This is a genomic window from Legionella shakespearei DSM 23087 (assembly GCF_000373765.1).
Taxonomy (GTDB): domain Bacteria; phylum Pseudomonadota; class Gammaproteobacteria; order Legionellales; family Legionellaceae; genus Legionella; species Legionella shakespearei.
Map to the genome: position 1 here is coordinate 1 of NZ_KB892389.1, position 16,249 is coordinate 16,249.

Here is a 16,249-nt window from a genome sequence, read left to right on the forward strand (position 1 = left end):
AGAGAAAGTTGTATAATACAATTTGCCCATATTTTCTACGTGCCGCGGCTTGTCCGCGGCATCCAGTTCGATCTACTAATGAGCACAAAGATTTGATATCTTTCATATTTACGCTGAATTTTCTGGATCCTGCGGACAAGCCGCAGGACGTAGGTGATTATTACCACATTCTCGTAAGGAAGCGGAACAGTCCGCTAATACGAATCTGTCTCTTATACATATCTTCGCCATTCTCCGATCCACGTCGTCCTGAGCGCGTCTTTTTGCGCGAAGGATCTCCTGAAACCGGCATGGTGCCAATATTTGGAGATCCTTCGCGCAAAAAGACGCGCTCAGGACGACGTGGATCGGGATAGGGCTACCCAAACCTCTCCAGATTGTCAGGAAATTGTAAAATTCTCTTTTTTTGATCTGCTATACTCATCTCATATGTTATCTTGTTTTTGAGCAATAAAGCGACGAAATGATAAAGAAAGTGATTTTAATGAATTGAAGGTGATGATATGTCAACAAAAGAAGAACAGCTAAAGAAACTACAGGAAGAAGAGAAACGCAGGGATGAAGCATTTGCATTGGCACGAGAACAAGAAGAGAGAAAGGACAAAGAACGGAAAGACGCAGCCTTGGCTGCTGAAGAAGAACAACAAATTGGCCAAGAGACTTATTTTACTCCTTCACCTAATACCAATAAAAGTGACTGGGAAAAAATCATTGAAGACTACAAGAAGAAATATCCTGACGAGCCTGTTAAAGATAATGTTCTGGTATTTCCTACCCGAGAAGATGCAATTAACTTCTTCCAACAGCAAGCTAGCGCAAACCCACCGCGTAAATTTTTAGGTACAGAAATAGATGCTAGCGGTAAGCCAACCGGATTTAATGTTTTTTCTTGTGGCGATGGGAAGTTGTATCAAGGTTCATTAAATGAAATACAAGACCAGTTGAAAGAGGCACAAAAAGCAAAACCTGATGATCCTAATATCAAAGAAGGGCTTGCTATTATAGCACGTGCGTTAAATCCGGCTCAGGACTTCCGTGCTGCTTTAAAAGAAACGAAGGATGCTGATGAACCTCAACAATCAACAGCACCAAATCCATTGAGTACTAAACCGCGTACAGCACCGTTATAGGTTTTAATACCGAGCCGCGACCGTAAGGAAGCGGAAATTTTGGATTTGCACCTGCTGAATAATTAACAATGGAGTACCTCGAACTGTTCCGCTTCCTTACGGTCGCGGCTCGGTTTTCTTAACATAATGATTTTTTGTAGCCCGTATTAGCGAAGCGTAATACGGGAAATATTGGGGGTCATGCATATTTCGATCCCGTATTACGGCTCGCGCCTAATACGGGCTACAAAAGCCTGTGAGGCTTATTCATCTTCCCAGCTTAATGTACCACCTGCCTGATATTCAATGACGCGGGTTTCAAAGAAGTTTTTCTCTTTCTTTAAGTCCATCATTTCACTCATCCATGGGAATGGGTTTTCAGCACCAGGATACTGATCAGGTAAGCCAATCTGATTTAAACGGCGGTTGGCAATAAAGTGCAGATATTCTTCAAACATTTCCGCATTCATTCCTAAAATACCGTGAGGCATAGTATCTTTTGCGTATTGGTATTCCATTGCTACGCCGTCTTTAACCATTTGAATAATTTCTTCTTTAAACGCCGGTGTCCATAAATCAGGATTTTCAATTTTAATCTGGTTAATGACATCAATACCAAAGTTCATGTGCATGGACTCATCACGTAAAATGTATTGGAACTGCTCTGATGTTCCTACCATTTTATTACGGCGTCCCATAGACAATATCTGGGTAAATCCTACATAGAAAAAGATACCTTCAAATATGACATAGAATGCAATCAAATCACGTAATAAACGCTGATCATTTTCTGGTGTACCCGTATGGAAGGTTTCATCACCCAGACTTTGGGTAAAGGGCAGGGCCCAGGCTGCTTTTCTTGAAACAGAAGGTATTTCACGGTACATATTAAATACTTCAGCTTCATCCAGCCCCAGACTTTCAATAACGTATTGGTACGCATGGGTATGTAATGCTTCTTCAAATGCCTGACGCAACAGGTATTGACGGCATTCAGGATTGGTAATATGCCTGTAAACAGCCAGAACAAGATTGTTAGCAACTAAGGAATCAGCAGTTGAGAAAAAGCCCAGATTACGTTTAATAATTAAACGCTCATCTTCAGTAAGCCCATTAGGATCTTTCCACAGGGCTACGTCAGCACTCATACTGATTTCATTAGGCATCCAGTGGTTCGCGCAGGCAGTTAAATATTTATCCCAGGCCCAACGGTATTTAAATGGAACCAACTGGTTTAGATCCGCGCGGCAGTTAATAATTTGCTTATCATCCACATGGATACGCGCAGCGCCCATTTCCAGGCTCTCCAGGCCTGTTGCCCCCATATGGGGGGCTTCACTGTGAAGTGTATCATTGTATTGCATTCAATTTTCTCCTGAATTATTGGCAGGCTTCGCAGTCTGGATCAAGGATCGAGCATACTTTAGGCTCTTCATTGACCAGTTTTACTGCGTTAAGCGCTCCATCGGTAACTGTTGATTTCTCTGCATTACTGGCACCAAGGCTACGCAGGTAATAAGTGGTTTTTAAGCCACGTACCCAGGCATGCATGTAGAGTTGATCCAGCTTTTTACCTGATGGCTGAGCCATATAGATGTTAAGGGATTGAGCCTGATCTATCCATTTTTGACGGCGTGATGCTGCTTCAACCAGCCATATGGGATCGATTTCAAAAGAAGTAGCATAACGTCTTTTTAATTCCTCTGGAATACGGCTTATTGGCTGTACGCTACCATTGAAATATTTCAGATCATTGACCATCACGTCATCCCAGAGATTCAGTGCTTTCAAATCAGCCACTAAATAAGGGTTAACCACCGTAAACTCACCTGACAGGTTGGATTTAACATACAGGTTCTGGTAGGTTGGCTCAATGGATTGTGACACACCACAAATGTTGGAAATAGTCGCTGTTGGCGCAATAGCCATGACGTTAGAGTTACGCATACCTTGAGTACGCACTTTAACTCTCAATGTTTCCCAGTCCAGTCTTTGTGAACGGTCTTGTTCCAGATATTTGCTACGTGCCTGTTGCAGCAAATTGATGGAGTCAATTGGTAATATTCCCTTGCTCCACAAAGAGCCTTCATAACTGGAATAACTGCCACGCTCTTTGGCCAGTTCGCACGATGCTTCTATTGCATAATAACTGATAAGTTCCATGGATGAATCAGCAAATTCAATAGCTTCTTTGGAAGTGTAATCAATTTTTAACTCATACAGTGCATCCTGGAATCCCATTAAACCTAAACCGATGGGGCGGTGTTTCAGGTTGGAATTGCGTGCCTGAGGTACTGAATAATAGTTAATATCAATAACGTTATCCAACATACGAATAGCTGTAGTGATAGTACGCTTTAATTTTTCTTTATCCAGCTTGCCATTTTTAATATGGGCAGGAAGATTCACACTACCTAAATTACATACAGCAATTTCTTCTTCTGATGTATTTAAAGTAATTTCTGTACATAAGTTTGAACTGTGAATCACACCAGCATGTTGCTGTGGTGAACGCAGGTTACATGGATCTTTAAAGGTCATCCAGGGGTGGCCTGTTTCAAACAGCATGGACAGCATTTTTCGCCATAGTTTAACCGCAGAAAGGGTTTTGGCATTTTTGATAATGCCCTGGCGTGCTTTCTCTTCAGAAGCAAGATACATGGCTTCAAAGGCTTTTCCGTATTGGTCATGTAACTCAGGTACTTCATCTGGGGAGAATAAAGTCCAATCACCTTCTTCTTTTACTCGTTGCATGAATAAATCAGGTATCCATAAGGCAGTATTCATGTCGTGAGTACGGCGTCTGTCGTCACCGGTATTTTTTCTCAACTCCAGGAACTCTTCTACATCCCTGTGCCAGCATTCCAGATAAGCACAGACGGCGCCTTTACGTTTACCACCCTGATTCACCGCAACGGCTGTGGCGTCTGCAACATTCAGGAAGGGGACTACCCCTTGGGATTTGCCATTGGTGCCCTTAATGTGTGAGCCCATAGCACGAACAGGAGTCCAGTCATTACCCAGGCCACCAGCAAATTTGGAGAGGAGGGCATTGTCTTTAATCGCACTGTAAATACCATCCAGATGATCAGGAACAGTGGTTAAATAACAGCTTGATAATTGTGGTCTGACGGTACCTGAGTTAAACAGGGTCGGTGTAGACGACATGTAATCAAAAGAGGAAATTAATTGATAGAACTCAATCGCCTTGTCTTCTTTATTCTTTTCGCGCATGGCAAGTCCCATGGCAACACGCATGAAGAATGCCTGGGGTAATTCATAGCGAACACCACGATCATGAATAAAATAACGATCATATAAAGTTTGCAGACTTAAATAAGTAAATTGCATATCACGTTCAGGCAATAATGCCTTAGATAATTTATCCAAATCGTAATCTGCCATTTTGGCATCAAGCATGCCTTGTGCAATACCATGTGCCACATAGGCTTTGAAGTAGGCAGGATAAAGAGCACTCATTTCATCAAAGGTCGCATCAGATTTTATTTTTAATTTGCTCAGAGCTTCCATACGCAAACTGTCTAATAACAAACGCGCGCTGACGTAAGTATAGTTGGGTTCTTTTTCTACCAGCGTACGGGCAGACATAATCAGTGCTTTGTGAACATCTTCAAACTTGGCTTGATTATAAAGATTACGCAGGGCATCTTTAACAACAGGTTCTGCAGTAACATGTTCCAGATTACGAATGGATTCATTGACAATAGTGTTGACACGATCCATATCTAATGGCTTCAATTCACCATCAGGCATAGTAATTAACAGTTCTTTACTGTCGCTGGGTTGCTTTTGTACTTTGCTTTGACGCGCTTTACGATGCTCTTCACGATAAAGTACATAAGAACGTGCTACTTTGTAATGTCCAGTACGCATCAGAGCCAGTTCGACCTGGTCTTGAATTTCTTCAATGTGAATCGCGCCGCCACTGGGCAAACGACGTTTGAACACTTGAGATATCTGACGTGTTAATTCTTCGATTTGTTGATGAATCCTGTCCGATGTGGGGGCGCTGCCTCCTTCATCTGCGATAAACGCATGAGTAATAGCAACTTTAATTTTTGAGTCATCATAATCGACTACTTTACCATTACGTTTAATGGTTTTCAGCAAACCAGGTGCGTTGGCAGCCAATTCCATTTGGCTTACTAGCGGTACACCATTTACCGGATCAAGAATTTCGGACATGTTTCCCCCACGAAATATGTTTTATAAGCTGTTGACAGAAGGTTTCGGAGTCTGTTATCAACAGGCTCCCGCGTTATTCTAATTATAGTACAAAACCCAACATATAGATATTTTGCGTAGTGCAAATAACAAGATAATGTGTTTTTGTTCGGTGGTCAAGAGAATAATTTGGGAGTAAATTGTGGATAACTTGTGGGTTAATATGTATTAACTTACTGCTTTACTTATATATGCGTTTATTATCATAGTCTTTCATTTATATTCGCGCGATATCATCCTGAATGCAATTTTTTTTGCATGAAAGAATCGTTCCCATCCCCGAACCACGTCGTCCTGAGCGCGTCTTTTGGCGCGAAGGATCTCCAAATATTGGCACCATGCCACTTTCAGGAGATCCTTCGCGCCAAAAGACGCGCTCAGGACGACGTGGTTCGGGTTAAGACAGTTACAAGCAACCGGGCTTCTATAACCGCTTAACTATAATCGCATCACTCACATTAGAAAAACCATGTACATTCAGTTTGAACGAATCAATATGTGCGTACAACTGACTGGAGCTGCCGCCGTCAAGATTGATGGCATCGGTACAGGATAATGGTGGCGCTTTCATCAATTGCGCCAGGTCACGGGTAGACATTCCCGCATTGGTAGAAACCAGAATAATCACTTGTCCATCTTTGGTGATCCCCAGGGCTGACCTGTCAGCAATACCCGGTTTAAGAGAGGGCATTCGGCCATTGATTAATAAACGGGGACCGCTTTGTACCGCAAAATTAATATCCTGATCGTAATTAAAATTTCGCACATTGGTCACATAGGGGCGATTATTTTTTACATAAAAAATTCCCCACCAACTGATGTTTTTTATAGGATTTTGCAGTTTACTATTAGTGATTCTCAAGCCCAGCGGTTTGAAATCATGATCAAAAAAGCCTCCATTAATGCTTAACAAGGCCTTACTGTGTTCAGCAAACTGATCGGCAGAGGCATTTTTCAAGCCCAGTTTTTTGGCACTGACCAAAGCAAGTCGATTTTTACTCAAATCGATACGGAACACATGGATGTTGGACCAAGGCGATAAAATACCGCCTCGCAAATCCTGATACTCTATACCTGCAGCTAATTCTTGCCATTGCTCCGCAGCATGGGAATTGACCGGAATCAGTAAACTGATAATAAAAAGAATTAAATAAACAATGTTTGCGGGATAAACATTGGTTTGCGAAGACATGTTATTGTATCCTTATGTACATCATTCAACACCACGGAATCTCATATGCAAATTAAAAAGCAACATAACAATAGTGAAGTGCATAAGTCAACAACAGAATTAACCCGGTTGCTGAACGAAGTATTGGAAATTGCCAGAAAAGAAGGGGCGACTGACGCTGCTGTGGCGGTAAATAATGATCGCGGCTTTTCAGTAGACGTGCGTATGGGGGAAGTGGAAACTGTTGCATTCAGTGAAGATAAAGGGGTTGGTTTAACCGTTTATTTTGGCCAGAGAAAAGGTGCAGCCAGCAGTACGGATACTTCACCTGCTGCTTTGGAATCTATGGTAAAAGCTGCTTGCGATATAGCCAGAGTCAGCGCGGCTGATCCTTGCTTTGGATTGGCAGATAAGGAATTAATGAGTAAAAACCATCCTGATTTGGATTTGTTTCATCCCTGGGATGTTACCCCTCAGCAAGCGATTGAAATCGCCTTGAAATGTGAATCCCATGCTTTGTCTCTGGACGAACGAATTACCAATTCCGACGGCGTCAGTGTCTCTTCTTATGAATCACACCATGCCTATGCGAATACCCATGGCGCTGAAGGATACATCTATGCAACCCGACATAGCATCAGTTGTTCCGTCATTGCTAAAGAGGGTGATGAAATGCAGCGTGATTACGATTATACAACGGTGCGAAATGCGCGTGATCTGGTTGATACAGATTCAATCGCCAGAAATGCGGTAGAACGTGCTGTAAGTCGTCTCGGAGCAAAGCAGGTGAAAACGCAAACAGCTCCGGTTGTTTTTTCATCAAGAGTATCCAGTAGTTTGCTTGCCAGTTTTGTAAATGCCATCAGCGGCTCCAATTTATATAGAAAAAACTCCTTTTTGCTCGATTCCGTTGGACAACAACTTTTCCCTGATTTTGTGCGTATTTACGAACAACCCCATTTACCAGGCGGTTTGGGAAGTTCGCCCATAGATGGTGAAGGAGTGTCAACCAGACCTAATGTGCTGGTAGATAAAGGAATATTACTCCAATACGTATTGGGCAGTTATTCCGCCCGCAAACTGGGTTTACAAACCACTGCGAACAGTGATGGAGTCCATAACCTTACTATTGATCCTACTGCTGGTGATTTAGATGATTTGTTAAAGAAAATGAACACGGGCTTGCTGGTCACAGAACTGATGGGGCAAGGGATTAACGGCATTACCGGTGATTACTCGCGTGGTGCCAGTGGTTATTGGGTTGAAGACGGAGTCATTCAGTATCCTGTCGATGAAATTACCATTGCCGGGAATTTGAAAGAGATGTTCCAGATGATTCTTGCCATCGGAAATGATATTAACCCAAATATTGCAACGCGTTGTGGTTCCATCCTTTTAGAGAAAATGACGATAGCCGGAGCATAATTAAGTCGGGTATTGAGGTATTTTAAAGTGAGGTCCATTTCTCATCATCCTGAACCGTGATCAGAATGATGGGAAACGTTTCAAAATAAATTAGTTTTTATCACGAAATATGATGCGGCCTTTGGATAAATCGTAGGGTGTTAATTCCACCTTGACTTTATCTCCAGTCAGAATTCTGATGTAATTTTTACGCATGCGACCAGAAATATGGGCAGTAACGACGTGCCCATTTTCCAATTCAACACGAAACATTGTATTGGGCAGGGTGTCAATAACGGTACCAGCCATTTCTATATGATCTTCTTTTGCCATAGGTCTCTCAGTGATGTATCAAATTCATAAAGGTGAAATAGTGCACTAAAATGAGAAAAATGTAAATCTGTCTTTACTATAGAAGAGAAAAGCAGTGCATTTTTATTTATTTGTAAGTGTTCAGCCTTATTCGAGTACACATAAGCCCATGCCCCTTGAACGGTTACATTTATTTTCTTCACCATATTGTAAAGCGTCATCCTGTGACTTTAGAATGATGCTCCGGATTAACTATCGCTTGAGGGAATATGAATACTTTAGCTAAAGTTGTGATGTTGTTTTTCCTGCCGTTCAGTCTTTTTGCCAAAGACATCAATGTTTATTTGCGTTTTGATGATTCCAAATTGTATCAGGAAATAAAGAAATTCAATAATTTTCTGGACAGTAAGGGGGTTTTTTCGCGTTATCAAATTGAACCCTTTCAAGATCACCACCCATCTCACATTACCTTGTATTTAGCAACGTACCCAGAAGAACACAAGGAAGAGATCAAGATGCAGGTTGCCTCTTTTGCTAAAAAGAAGAGACCTGTTCAAGTTATCGCCAGGCATCTTTCGGTCACGGCAGGAAATTATGTCATGCTTGATTTGGATATGGGCAAACAGGAAAGCGGTGAAAATCATCCCGTGCAACGTTTAAGTGACGAGATGGTGATGAGGCTGACTAACCTGAGGGATTTCAATGCTAAAATTCCAGTCTGGGCTGAGTCAATACCAGAAAAAAAGAAGGCTTTTATGAACTATGGAAGTCCTAATGTCTTTTTTGAATTTAATCCTCATTTCAGTTTGATGGCTAAAAATTTCGATGATCCAAAAGAGCAGGCCCGATTCCAAAAGGAAATGACGCAACTTGTTGCAGAGTATGACTTTCCCGATGTACTCACTGAATCTTCTGCAATTGGTATAGGCTATGTCAATTCCTTTGGCCAGGTGACTGAAGAAATTGCATCTTATCCTTTAGGATAATTGTCTTGATAGAACTTACTTAAGCTGTTTCGTAGCCCGGTCTGCTTGCAGCCGGGGAATGAAGACTTGGTCAGTTCCCCGGCTGCAAGCAGACCGGGCTACGAATATGACTATGTGGATGTAAGATTAAAACCCGCATCCATCCAGCCTTGTAATCCTTTTTCCAGCGAGCAGACTTGCGTGTATCCCATTTGTTGCAGAGTATCTGCAACTAACGCACAACGAAACCCGCCGCTGCAATAGGTAACTATAGGGGTGTGGATATCAGGAATATGTTTTTCAATATCGCGTTCAATAATGCCCTTGCCTATATGAATTGCAGTGGCTATATGCCCGGTTGGCCATTCACTTTCTTCACGCACGTCAATTAAAACCAGAGTCTCATGATTGTCGAGTTTCGTTTTCAGTTCCTGGGCTGTTATTTCTTTAATACGTTTTTTAGATTGTGCGACTAATTCTAAAAATCGGGATGAATGTTGTTTCATTGAATGAACCTTTGATTAAAAAGACTATTAGATAGCAAGTTAACTATATAAATCAACTGAATAAAGATAAAATGTACGTGTGCCACATACGTCGTCCTGAGCGCGTCTTTTTGCGCGAAGGATCTCCCGAAAAGCGGCATGGTGCCAGTATTTGGAGATCCTTCGCGCAAAAAGACGCGCTCAGGACGACGTAGAGCTGGTGACGACGTGGATCGGGGAATGGCAAAGAGGTGTAGACGTTTAGTGGTTTAAGAGACAGCCGTTTGCTCTCAGGCTCGTTCACATTTTATCCCGGCTGCAAGCAGACCGGGCTGCATAAGGAGAAAATACTCGTGTTATGGATAACCGCACCACATTTATGGGTTGCCTTTGCAGCCACTTTGTTTTTAATTTTGTTTCATTATTTAAGTCCCTGGTTCGCTGATCATTTGCCAGGCAATGGCAGGGGATTTATTTCTTTCGCGGGTGGTGTGGCAGTCGCTTATGTGTTTTTACACATGTTACCCGATTTGGTGGAATACAATAAACCAATAGGTCGCTTTTTAATGAATAATGAATGGCTGACCCCCTTTACCGAATTATTGATCTACATCGTGGCTTTATTTGGTTTTCTCATCTATTACGGATTCGATTTGCTTGCAGAACGTTATCGCGAATCAGGCCATGATGATGGTTGGGTTTATGGTTTGCATTTATTCATGTTTTGTCTCTACAACTTTCTTATTACGTACACTATGTCACTGCGTGCCATGTCCAGTATCACTGCTACGGTATTGTTTACTTTCGCTATGGCTTTACATTTTGTTCTGACAGACCGAAAATTTTCCCGTTTTTACAAAAAACAGTTTGATCACTGGGGGCGTTTTATACTAATCACTGCCTTGTTTGTTGGATGGGTTTTTTCGGTGGCCTTTGATCCAGTGAATGTATTGTTTGCAGCCTTTATGCTGGCTTTTCTGGCAGGATCTGTTTTATTAAATGTGTTCAGAGAAGAACTCCCTTCTACCGGAATGGCGAGTTTTTTCTGGTTTTCTTTTGGATCTCTGCTCATCACCCTGATTTTGTTACTGCAAACATGGGTAACTGTACTGGAATCAGGAGCTGCCCAGCCCGCCCTGGCACTTTTTTGATGCTTGAATGGAAGGTTTAATTATGTACTATACTGTTAAAAAACAACCATTTTACACATGGAGGTATTATGGGCTATGTAATAGCAGTCTGCCAATCAAAGGGGGGCAGTGCTAAAACAACGACTGCGATTAATTTATGTGGCGCATTAATAGAGAAAGGATTTAAAGCCGTAGTCGCCGATATGGATAGAGATAAACCCGATGCACTCAATTGGGCAAAACAAGGAAACCATATCGATTTTGTGATGGAACTGTTTGAAGAAAAGCCTTTGGATACCGTGGAGCATTTACAAAAAAAATACGATTATATCATTCTGGATACTCCACCTAATTACATGCCTGCAGCATTCAAGGCAATTATGATGGCTGATTTTGTTATCCTGCCGTGCTCGCCAAGCTTTCTTGACCAGAGTAATTTGGTTGATGCAATTTCTATCCCGAGAATGGCGCAAAAACCATTTAAAATATTGGGATGCAAGATTCAAAAAAGACAAAAACTATCTGAAAAACTGCTCTCTGAATTAATAAAATCAGGTCAGGCATTTGCTACTTCAATTTCAAACAGGGCAGCTGTATTGGAAAGTCCGTTCCATGGAAAATGGTTAGGGAATTACCAACCTGGATGCAATAGCCATAAAGAGTTTCTCTCTTTAGCTGAGGAAGTAATTAAAATAGCTAATATAAAGGTCACAGCTTATCCAGCTTTTCATGCCCAAAAGAGTTCCGATAATCTTGAGAAAAGAGTAAGTCCTGTATAGGCAATAAGTAGTCCTGTCTTGAAGTGTGCACCAAGGCAAAAGTCTGTGCCAGTGCTTCGAGACGGCACAAAAAGCCGCGCCTCCTCAGCACGAACGGATGGTGCGAGTGCCCAAAAAGGTATGGTGTTATTCAGGACTGATGTGAACTCGAAAATAAGGGTTTTTTTAGCCCATCCCACCCACCGGCCCGTTCGTGCTGAGGAGGGGTGGTAACCCCGTCTCGAAGCAGGCACAACACAAAAGTCTGTGCCCATGCTTCGAGACGGCGCAAAAAGCCGCGCCTCCTCAGCACGAACGGATTGTGCGAAGGGGAAATGTTACTTCCTTATCCGAAACTCACGTTAACTTAATGATGATGGCGGTTGCCATTTTCCTGGTTTGTTGGGGTGCTCCAGAGTCAAGTCCAGCATATGCAGAAATTCCTTTCTACCGATGACTTTTGCCCCCAGACTCAGCAAATGGGGGGTAGGCATCTGACAGTCAATGAAATCAAAATCCCACAAAGCCATTGTTTTGCATAAATAATACAGGGTAATTTTAGAAGCATCAGTCACTGTATGAAACATGGATTCGCCAAAGAAAGCACGTCCCAGATTGATGCCATACAAGCCTGCGATCAGTTTGTCTTCTTCCCACAATTCAAAAGAATGGGCATAACCCATATCATGCAGGGTGGTATATGCTTCAATCATGTCTTTGGTAATCCATGTTTTATCGACACGATCAGAATAAGTAGCACAGCCAGTAATGACTTGACGAAAGGCAGTATCTATAGTGAATCGGAAAGGCTTCTTCAATGATTTTTTTAAACTACGCGAGACTTTAAATTCATCAGGAATCAATATTAAACGAGGGTTAGGAGACCACCAAAGAATAGGGCAGCCAGGTTCATACCAGGGAAATATTCCCTGTGAGTAGGCTTGCAGTATGCGCCCAGGCGCCAGATCGCCACCCATGGCCAAAAGACCTTGTTTGTCGCTGGTTTCCGGATGAGGGAAACGATACTCTTCTTGCTTCACTGTCGTTCCTGACAAAAAGTTCCTGGATTAGTTAACGAAACCGAGCCGCGACCGTGAGGAAGCGGAACTTTTTCCGTAGCCCGTATTAGCGGAGCGTAATACGGGAAATTGCCACTTCGATCCCGTATTACGCTCCGCTAATACGGGCTACGGAAATAAGTTCGGCGACCCTTACTTTAAATCCAGATATTTCTCTGCATCAAGTGCTGCCATACAACCAAAACCGGCAGAAGTAATTGCCTGGCGATACACATGATCCGCCACGTCACCGCAGGCAAATACACCCGGTATGGACGTAGCGGTTGCCATGCCTTCCAGGCCTGATTTAATGGTCAGATACCCATCTTTCATTTTTAACTGATCTTTAAACAATTCAGTGTTAGGAGTATGGCCAATAGCTATAAAAACCCCATCAACATTCAAGGTTTCTTTACTATCATCCTGCAGATTACGGATGGCTGCACCGGTTACTTTCTTCCCATCACCCAAAACTTCATCAAGAGTCGAGTTCCAGATAATTTTTACATTACCAGTTCGCGCTTTCTCAAACAATTTATCCTGAAGCATTTTTTCCGCTCTCAGACTGTCGCGTCTGTGAATGAGAGTGACTGAAGAAGCAAGATTGGATAAATAAAGGGCTTCCTCTACTGCAGTATTGCCACCACCAATAACACAGACTGCTTTGTTACGATAGAAAAACCCATCACAAGTAGCACAGGCAGATACACCGCGTCCCTGATAAGCTGATTCTGATTCCAACCCAAGATAACGGGCAGATGCTCCTGTCGCAATGATTAATGCATCACAGGTGTAAGTGGTACTGTCGCCTTGTAACGTAAATGGAGCTTGCGCTAAATCCGCTTTGACAATATGATCGAAAATGATTTGAGTATCAAAGCGCTCTGCATGCTTTTGCATACGTTCCATCAGGGCAGGACCTTGTAAGCCTTCAATATCGCCAGGCCAGTTGTCTACTTCTGTAGTGGTCGTTAACTGACCCCCAGGTTGCATTCCGGTAATTAATACCGGATTTAAATTGGCTCTTGCGGCATAGACTGCGGCGGTGTAACCTGCTGGACCTGAACCAAGTATGATTAAGCGGTGATGATTGCTTATGCTCATTGTCTCTGCCTTCCTTATATTTTGTGTTAAGATGGCAAATGTTATGACAAAAAAGAAAATAATAAAATACCTATGGCAAAACAAGATGCGGGAAAACAGGCAGCAACCCCTAAAAAAAATCTGCCAAACTTTATAGTAAAACGTCTGAGTGAAGGAAGTTTTATTCTGATTTTATCTGGAGCTTTGTTCATGCTCCTGTCGCTGTTCACTTATAAAATGAGTGATCCCGGCTGGTCTCACGCGTCACGTTCCGGGGTTGATATAGCTAACTCAGGGGGGACGGTCGGAGCTTATCTCGCGGATGCACTTTATTTTGCATTTGGATATTTTGCTTATCTGCTGCCTCTCGCTGTTGTTTACGTAGCCTGGGCCATATTAAAAGATTTCCATTCCCTGAAGGCTATAGACAAACCAGTTTTGATACTGCGCTCAGTCGGCTTTATTTTGATGATATGTGGCGGTTGTGGCTTATTGAGCCTGGAACCACAGATTCAGCCTATTGATGCCATCCATAGTGCTGGCGGAATCATTGGCCAGACGGTCAGCAGTGGCTGGTATCAAATGCTTAATCTGCATGGCGCTACTATTATTTTATTTGCCATGTTATTGGTCGGAATAACCTGGCTGACGGGTTTGTCCTGGGTCAAAGCTACTGAATTGATAGGGTTTTATACTTTATTCGCCTTTAATGCAGCCTATAGTTCAGTAAGAAAAATGCTGCATTTGAGTAATGCAGGAATTGAACGTTATAAAGCCAGAGAACCGGCTTCCAATCCTGTTGAAAAACAGGAGAAGCAAGAAAAACGGCAAATCCAGGAAAAGGTCATTTCAAAATTATTTGGATCAAAAAAAGCCAAAGAAAGGGAACCAGAGCAGGAAAGAAAGCTGCCTGTTTTAATTGCTTCTGCTGAAACAAAACCGGAAAGTGTAAAACCAGTAGAAAAAGTTAAAGAAGTTCGTGAGCCTCGTGATAATCCGCAAACACGTGAAATCCGTGCACCCAAAATGAATGCATCGGGCAGCCTGCCTGGTTTGGATCTTCTTGATAAAGGGCAACCTGGTAAACCCATGGGCGGATATACCCATCAAGAGCTGGAGAATGTATCTCGCGACGTAGAACAGCATTTACTGGATTTTGGTATTCAGGCAGATGTTGTTGCGGTTCACCCAGGCCCTGTAGTGACGCGCTTTGAATTGCAATTGGCCGCAGGTGTCAAGGTAAGCAAACTCAGTGCTTTGTCCAAGGATTTGGCTCGTTCCCTGTCTGTTATTTCGGTTCGCGTGGTTGAAGTGATCCCGGGTAAAACAGTAGTGGGCCTTGAGTTGCCGAATCATTCCAGAGAAATTGTCCGTTTATCTGATGTTTTATCTGCTGATGTCTATCAACAGGCCCACTCGCCATTAACCCTGGCTTTAGGTGTTGATATTGCCGGACATCCTATGGTAGTTGATCTGGCAAAAATGCCGCATTTACTCGTAGCCGGAACAACAGGTTCAGGCAAATCAGTAGGTATTAACGCCATGATCTTGAGTATCCTGTTTAAAGCTACTCCCGAACAGGTTCGTTTAATCATGGTTGATCCTAAAATGCTGGAATTGTCTGTATATGACGGTATTCCGCATTTATTAACTCCGGTTGTGACGGATATGAAAGAAGCCGCCAGTGCTTTACGCTGGTGTGTGGAAGAGATGGAGCGCCGTTATAAATTAATGGCTTCTTTAGGCGTAAGGAATCTGGCCGGTTATAACACTAAAATAGCCGAAGGCATTGCCAGTGGCGAGCCGCTGGTTAATCCTTTATGGAAGCCTGTTGATTCTATGGATGAAGCAGCACCTCAACTGGAAGCATTACCTTATGTAGTCGTTGTCATCGATGAGCTTGCTGACATGATGATGGTAGTAGGCAAGAAAGTAGAACAACTGATTGCCCGTATTGCCCAAAAGGCAAGGGCGGCAGGAATTCATATGATACTGGCGACCCAAAGGCCATCTGTAGATGTGTTGACCGGATTGATTAAATCCAATATTCCAACACGTATGTCATTCCAGGTTTCCTCGAAAATCGATTCACGTACTATACTTGACCAGCAGGGGGCAGAACAGTTGCTAGGTCATGGGGATATGCTGTACCTGGCTCCGGGCAGTGGCGCTCCTTTACGGGTGCATGGTGCCTTTGTTGATGATAAGGAAGTGCATCGTATTGCTGATGACTGGCGTGCCAGAGGGGAACCGGATTACATTGATGACATCATCAAGATGACTGGTGACGGTGAAGGCGGTACCGATGAAGAAGGGCAGGCTACTGAAGATGATGATCCTCTTTACGATCAGGCAGTAGAGTTTGTAGTGCAAACTCGTAAGGCGAGTATTTCAGCAGTACAAAGAAGGTTAAAGATTGGCTATAACAGAGCAGCACGCATCATTGAAGAAATGGAGCGTACTGGAATTGTTGGGCCTCTGGATGGCGGATACAGAGATGTCCTGGTGACATCCATAACTGAGGATTAA

General features: G+C 42.9%; 13 protein-coding genes. 6 read left to right on the plus strand and 7 right to left on the minus strand.

What is annotated here, in order from left to right; genetic code table 11:
* Positions 1–503: 503 nt before the first annotated feature.
* Positions 504–1,130, plus strand: coding sequence for a hypothetical protein (locus tag B094_RS0104530; protein ID WP_018576615.1), 627 nt, complete (start codon positions 504–506; stop codon positions 1,128–1,130).
* 242 nt (positions 1,131–1,372) lie between these two features.
* Here B094_RS0104530 and B094_RS0104535 read toward each other — a convergent pair whose 3' ends face one another.
* From B094_RS0104535 to B094_RS0104545, 3 genes are all read right to left on the minus strand, one after another.
* A complete protein-coding gene (locus B094_RS0104535; RefSeq protein ID WP_018576616.1) occupies positions 1,373–2,473 on the minus strand; it encodes a ribonucleotide-diphosphate reductase subunit beta in 1,101 nt (366 codons plus the stop codon).
* 16 nt (positions 2,474–2,489) lie between these two features.
* On the minus strand, positions 2,490–5,315 hold the full coding sequence (locus B094_RS0104540) for a ribonucleoside-diphosphate reductase subunit alpha (RefSeq protein WP_018576617.1): 2,826 nt from the start codon (positions 5,313–5,315) through the stop codon (positions 2,490–2,492).
* A 463-nt stretch (positions 5,316–5,778) separates the two neighbouring features.
* Positions 5,779–6,546 carry a phosphodiester glycosidase family protein gene (locus tag B094_RS0104545; protein WP_018576618.1) on the minus strand — a complete coding sequence of 256 codons (768 nt, stop codon included), beginning with the start codon at positions 6,544–6,546 and terminating at the stop codon, positions 5,779–5,781.
* Positions 6,547–6,591: 45 nt separating this feature from the next.
* Between B094_RS0104545 and pmbA the strand changes: the two genes are divergently transcribed.
* Entirely contained in the window at positions 6,592–7,950 is a 1,359-nt protein-coding gene (pmbA, locus tag B094_RS0104550) for a metalloprotease PmbA (RefSeq protein ID WP_018576619.1), read from the plus strand.
* A 90-nt stretch (positions 7,951–8,040) separates the two neighbouring features.
* On the opposite strand, the gene infA is transcribed toward pmbA, so the two are convergent.
* The gene (gene infA, locus B094_RS0104555; protein WP_006872751.1) at positions 8,041–8,262 is read right to left on the minus strand and encodes a translation initiation factor IF-1; all 222 of its coding nucleotides are present in this window, start codon (positions 8,260–8,262) and stop codon (positions 8,041–8,043) included.
* 248 nt (positions 8,263–8,510) lie between these two features.
* Here infA and B094_RS16415 point away from each other — a divergent pair, with 248 nt between their 5' ends.
* Complete coding sequence (locus B094_RS16415; RefSeq protein WP_018576621.1) at positions 8,511–9,227, plus strand: 2'-5' RNA ligase family protein; 717 nt, start codon at positions 8,511–8,513, stop codon at positions 9,225–9,227.
* Between the two features lie 110 nt (positions 9,228–9,337).
* On the opposite strand, the gene B094_RS0104570 is transcribed toward B094_RS16415, so the two are convergent.
* The gene (locus B094_RS0104570) at positions 9,338–9,712 is read right to left on the minus strand and encodes a rhodanese-like domain-containing protein (protein WP_018576622.1); all 375 of its coding nucleotides are present in this window, start codon (positions 9,710–9,712) and stop codon (positions 9,338–9,340) included.
* Positions 9,713–10,044: 332 nt separating this feature from the next.
* On the opposite strand from B094_RS0104570, the gene B094_RS0104575 reads away from it, so the two are divergent.
* Positions 10,045–10,842 (plus strand): hypothetical protein, encoded by a 798-nt coding sequence (locus tag B094_RS0104575; RefSeq protein ID WP_018576623.1) that lies wholly within the window; start codon positions 10,045–10,047, stop codon positions 10,840–10,842.
* 68 nt (positions 10,843–10,910) lie between these two features.
* Positions 10,911–11,600, plus strand: coding sequence for a ParA family protein (locus tag B094_RS16420; RefSeq protein WP_018576624.1), 690 nt, complete (start codon positions 10,911–10,913; stop codon positions 11,598–11,600).
* Between the two features lie 341 nt (positions 11,601–11,941).
* On the opposite strand, the gene aat is transcribed toward B094_RS16420, so the two are convergent.
* Both aat and trxB read right to left on the minus strand, forming a co-directional pair.
* Entirely contained in the window at positions 11,942–12,556 is a 615-nt protein-coding gene (gene aat / locus B094_RS0104585) for a leucyl/phenylalanyl-tRNA--protein transferase (protein WP_211216639.1), read from the minus strand.
* 234 nt (positions 12,557–12,790) lie between these two features.
* On the minus strand, positions 12,791–13,741 hold the full coding sequence (gene trxB / locus B094_RS0104590) for a thioredoxin-disulfide reductase (protein WP_018576626.1): 951 nt from the start codon (positions 13,739–13,741) through the stop codon (positions 12,791–12,793).
* A gap of 72 nt (positions 13,742–13,813) precedes the next feature.
* On the opposite strand from trxB, the gene B094_RS17625 reads away from it, so the two are divergent.
* A complete protein-coding gene (locus B094_RS17625) occupies positions 13,814–16,249 on the plus strand; it encodes a DNA translocase FtsK (protein ID WP_018576627.1) in 2,436 nt (811 codons plus the stop codon).

Coding starts and splice junctions, on each gene's coding strand:
- B094_RS0104535 (WP_018576616.1), bottom strand. CDS start 2,473: ATGCAATACAATGATACACTTCACAGTGAAGCCCCCCATATGGGGGCA.
- B094_RS0104530 (WP_018576615.1), top strand. CDS start 504: ATGTCAACAAAAGAAGAACAGCTAAAGAAACTACAGGAAGAAGAGAAA.
- trxB (WP_018576626.1), bottom strand. CDS start 13,741: ATGAGCATAAGCAATCATCACCGCTTAATCATACTTGGTTCAGGTCCA.
- B094_RS0104570 (WP_018576622.1), bottom strand. CDS start 9,712: ATGAAACAACATTCATCCCGATTTTTAGAATTAGTCGCACAATCTAAA.
- aat (WP_211216639.1), bottom strand. CDS start 12,556: ATGGGTGGCGATCTGGCGCCTGGGCGCATACTGCAAGCCTACTCACAG.
- B094_RS16420 (WP_018576624.1), top strand. CDS start 10,911: ATGGGCTATGTAATAGCAGTCTGCCAATCAAAGGGGGGCAGTGCTAAA.
- B094_RS0104540 (WP_018576617.1), bottom strand. CDS start 5,315: ATGTCCGAAATTCTTGATCCGGTAAATGGTGTACCGCTAGTAAGCCAA.
- B094_RS0104545 (WP_018576618.1), bottom strand. CDS start 6,546: ATGTCTTCGCAAACCAATGTTTATCCCGCAAACATTGTTTATTTAATT.
- infA (WP_006872751.1), bottom strand. CDS start 8,262: ATGGCAAAAGAAGATCATATAGAAATGGCTGGTACCGTTATTGACACC.
- pmbA (WP_018576619.1), top strand. CDS start 6,592: ATGCAAATTAAAAAGCAACATAACAATAGTGAAGTGCATAAGTCAACA.
- B094_RS16415 (WP_018576621.1), top strand. CDS start 8,511: ATGAATACTTTAGCTAAAGTTGTGATGTTGTTTTTCCTGCCGTTCAGT.
- B094_RS17625 (WP_018576627.1), top strand. CDS start 13,814: ATGGCAAAACAAGATGCGGGAAAACAGGCAGCAACCCCTAAAAAAAAT.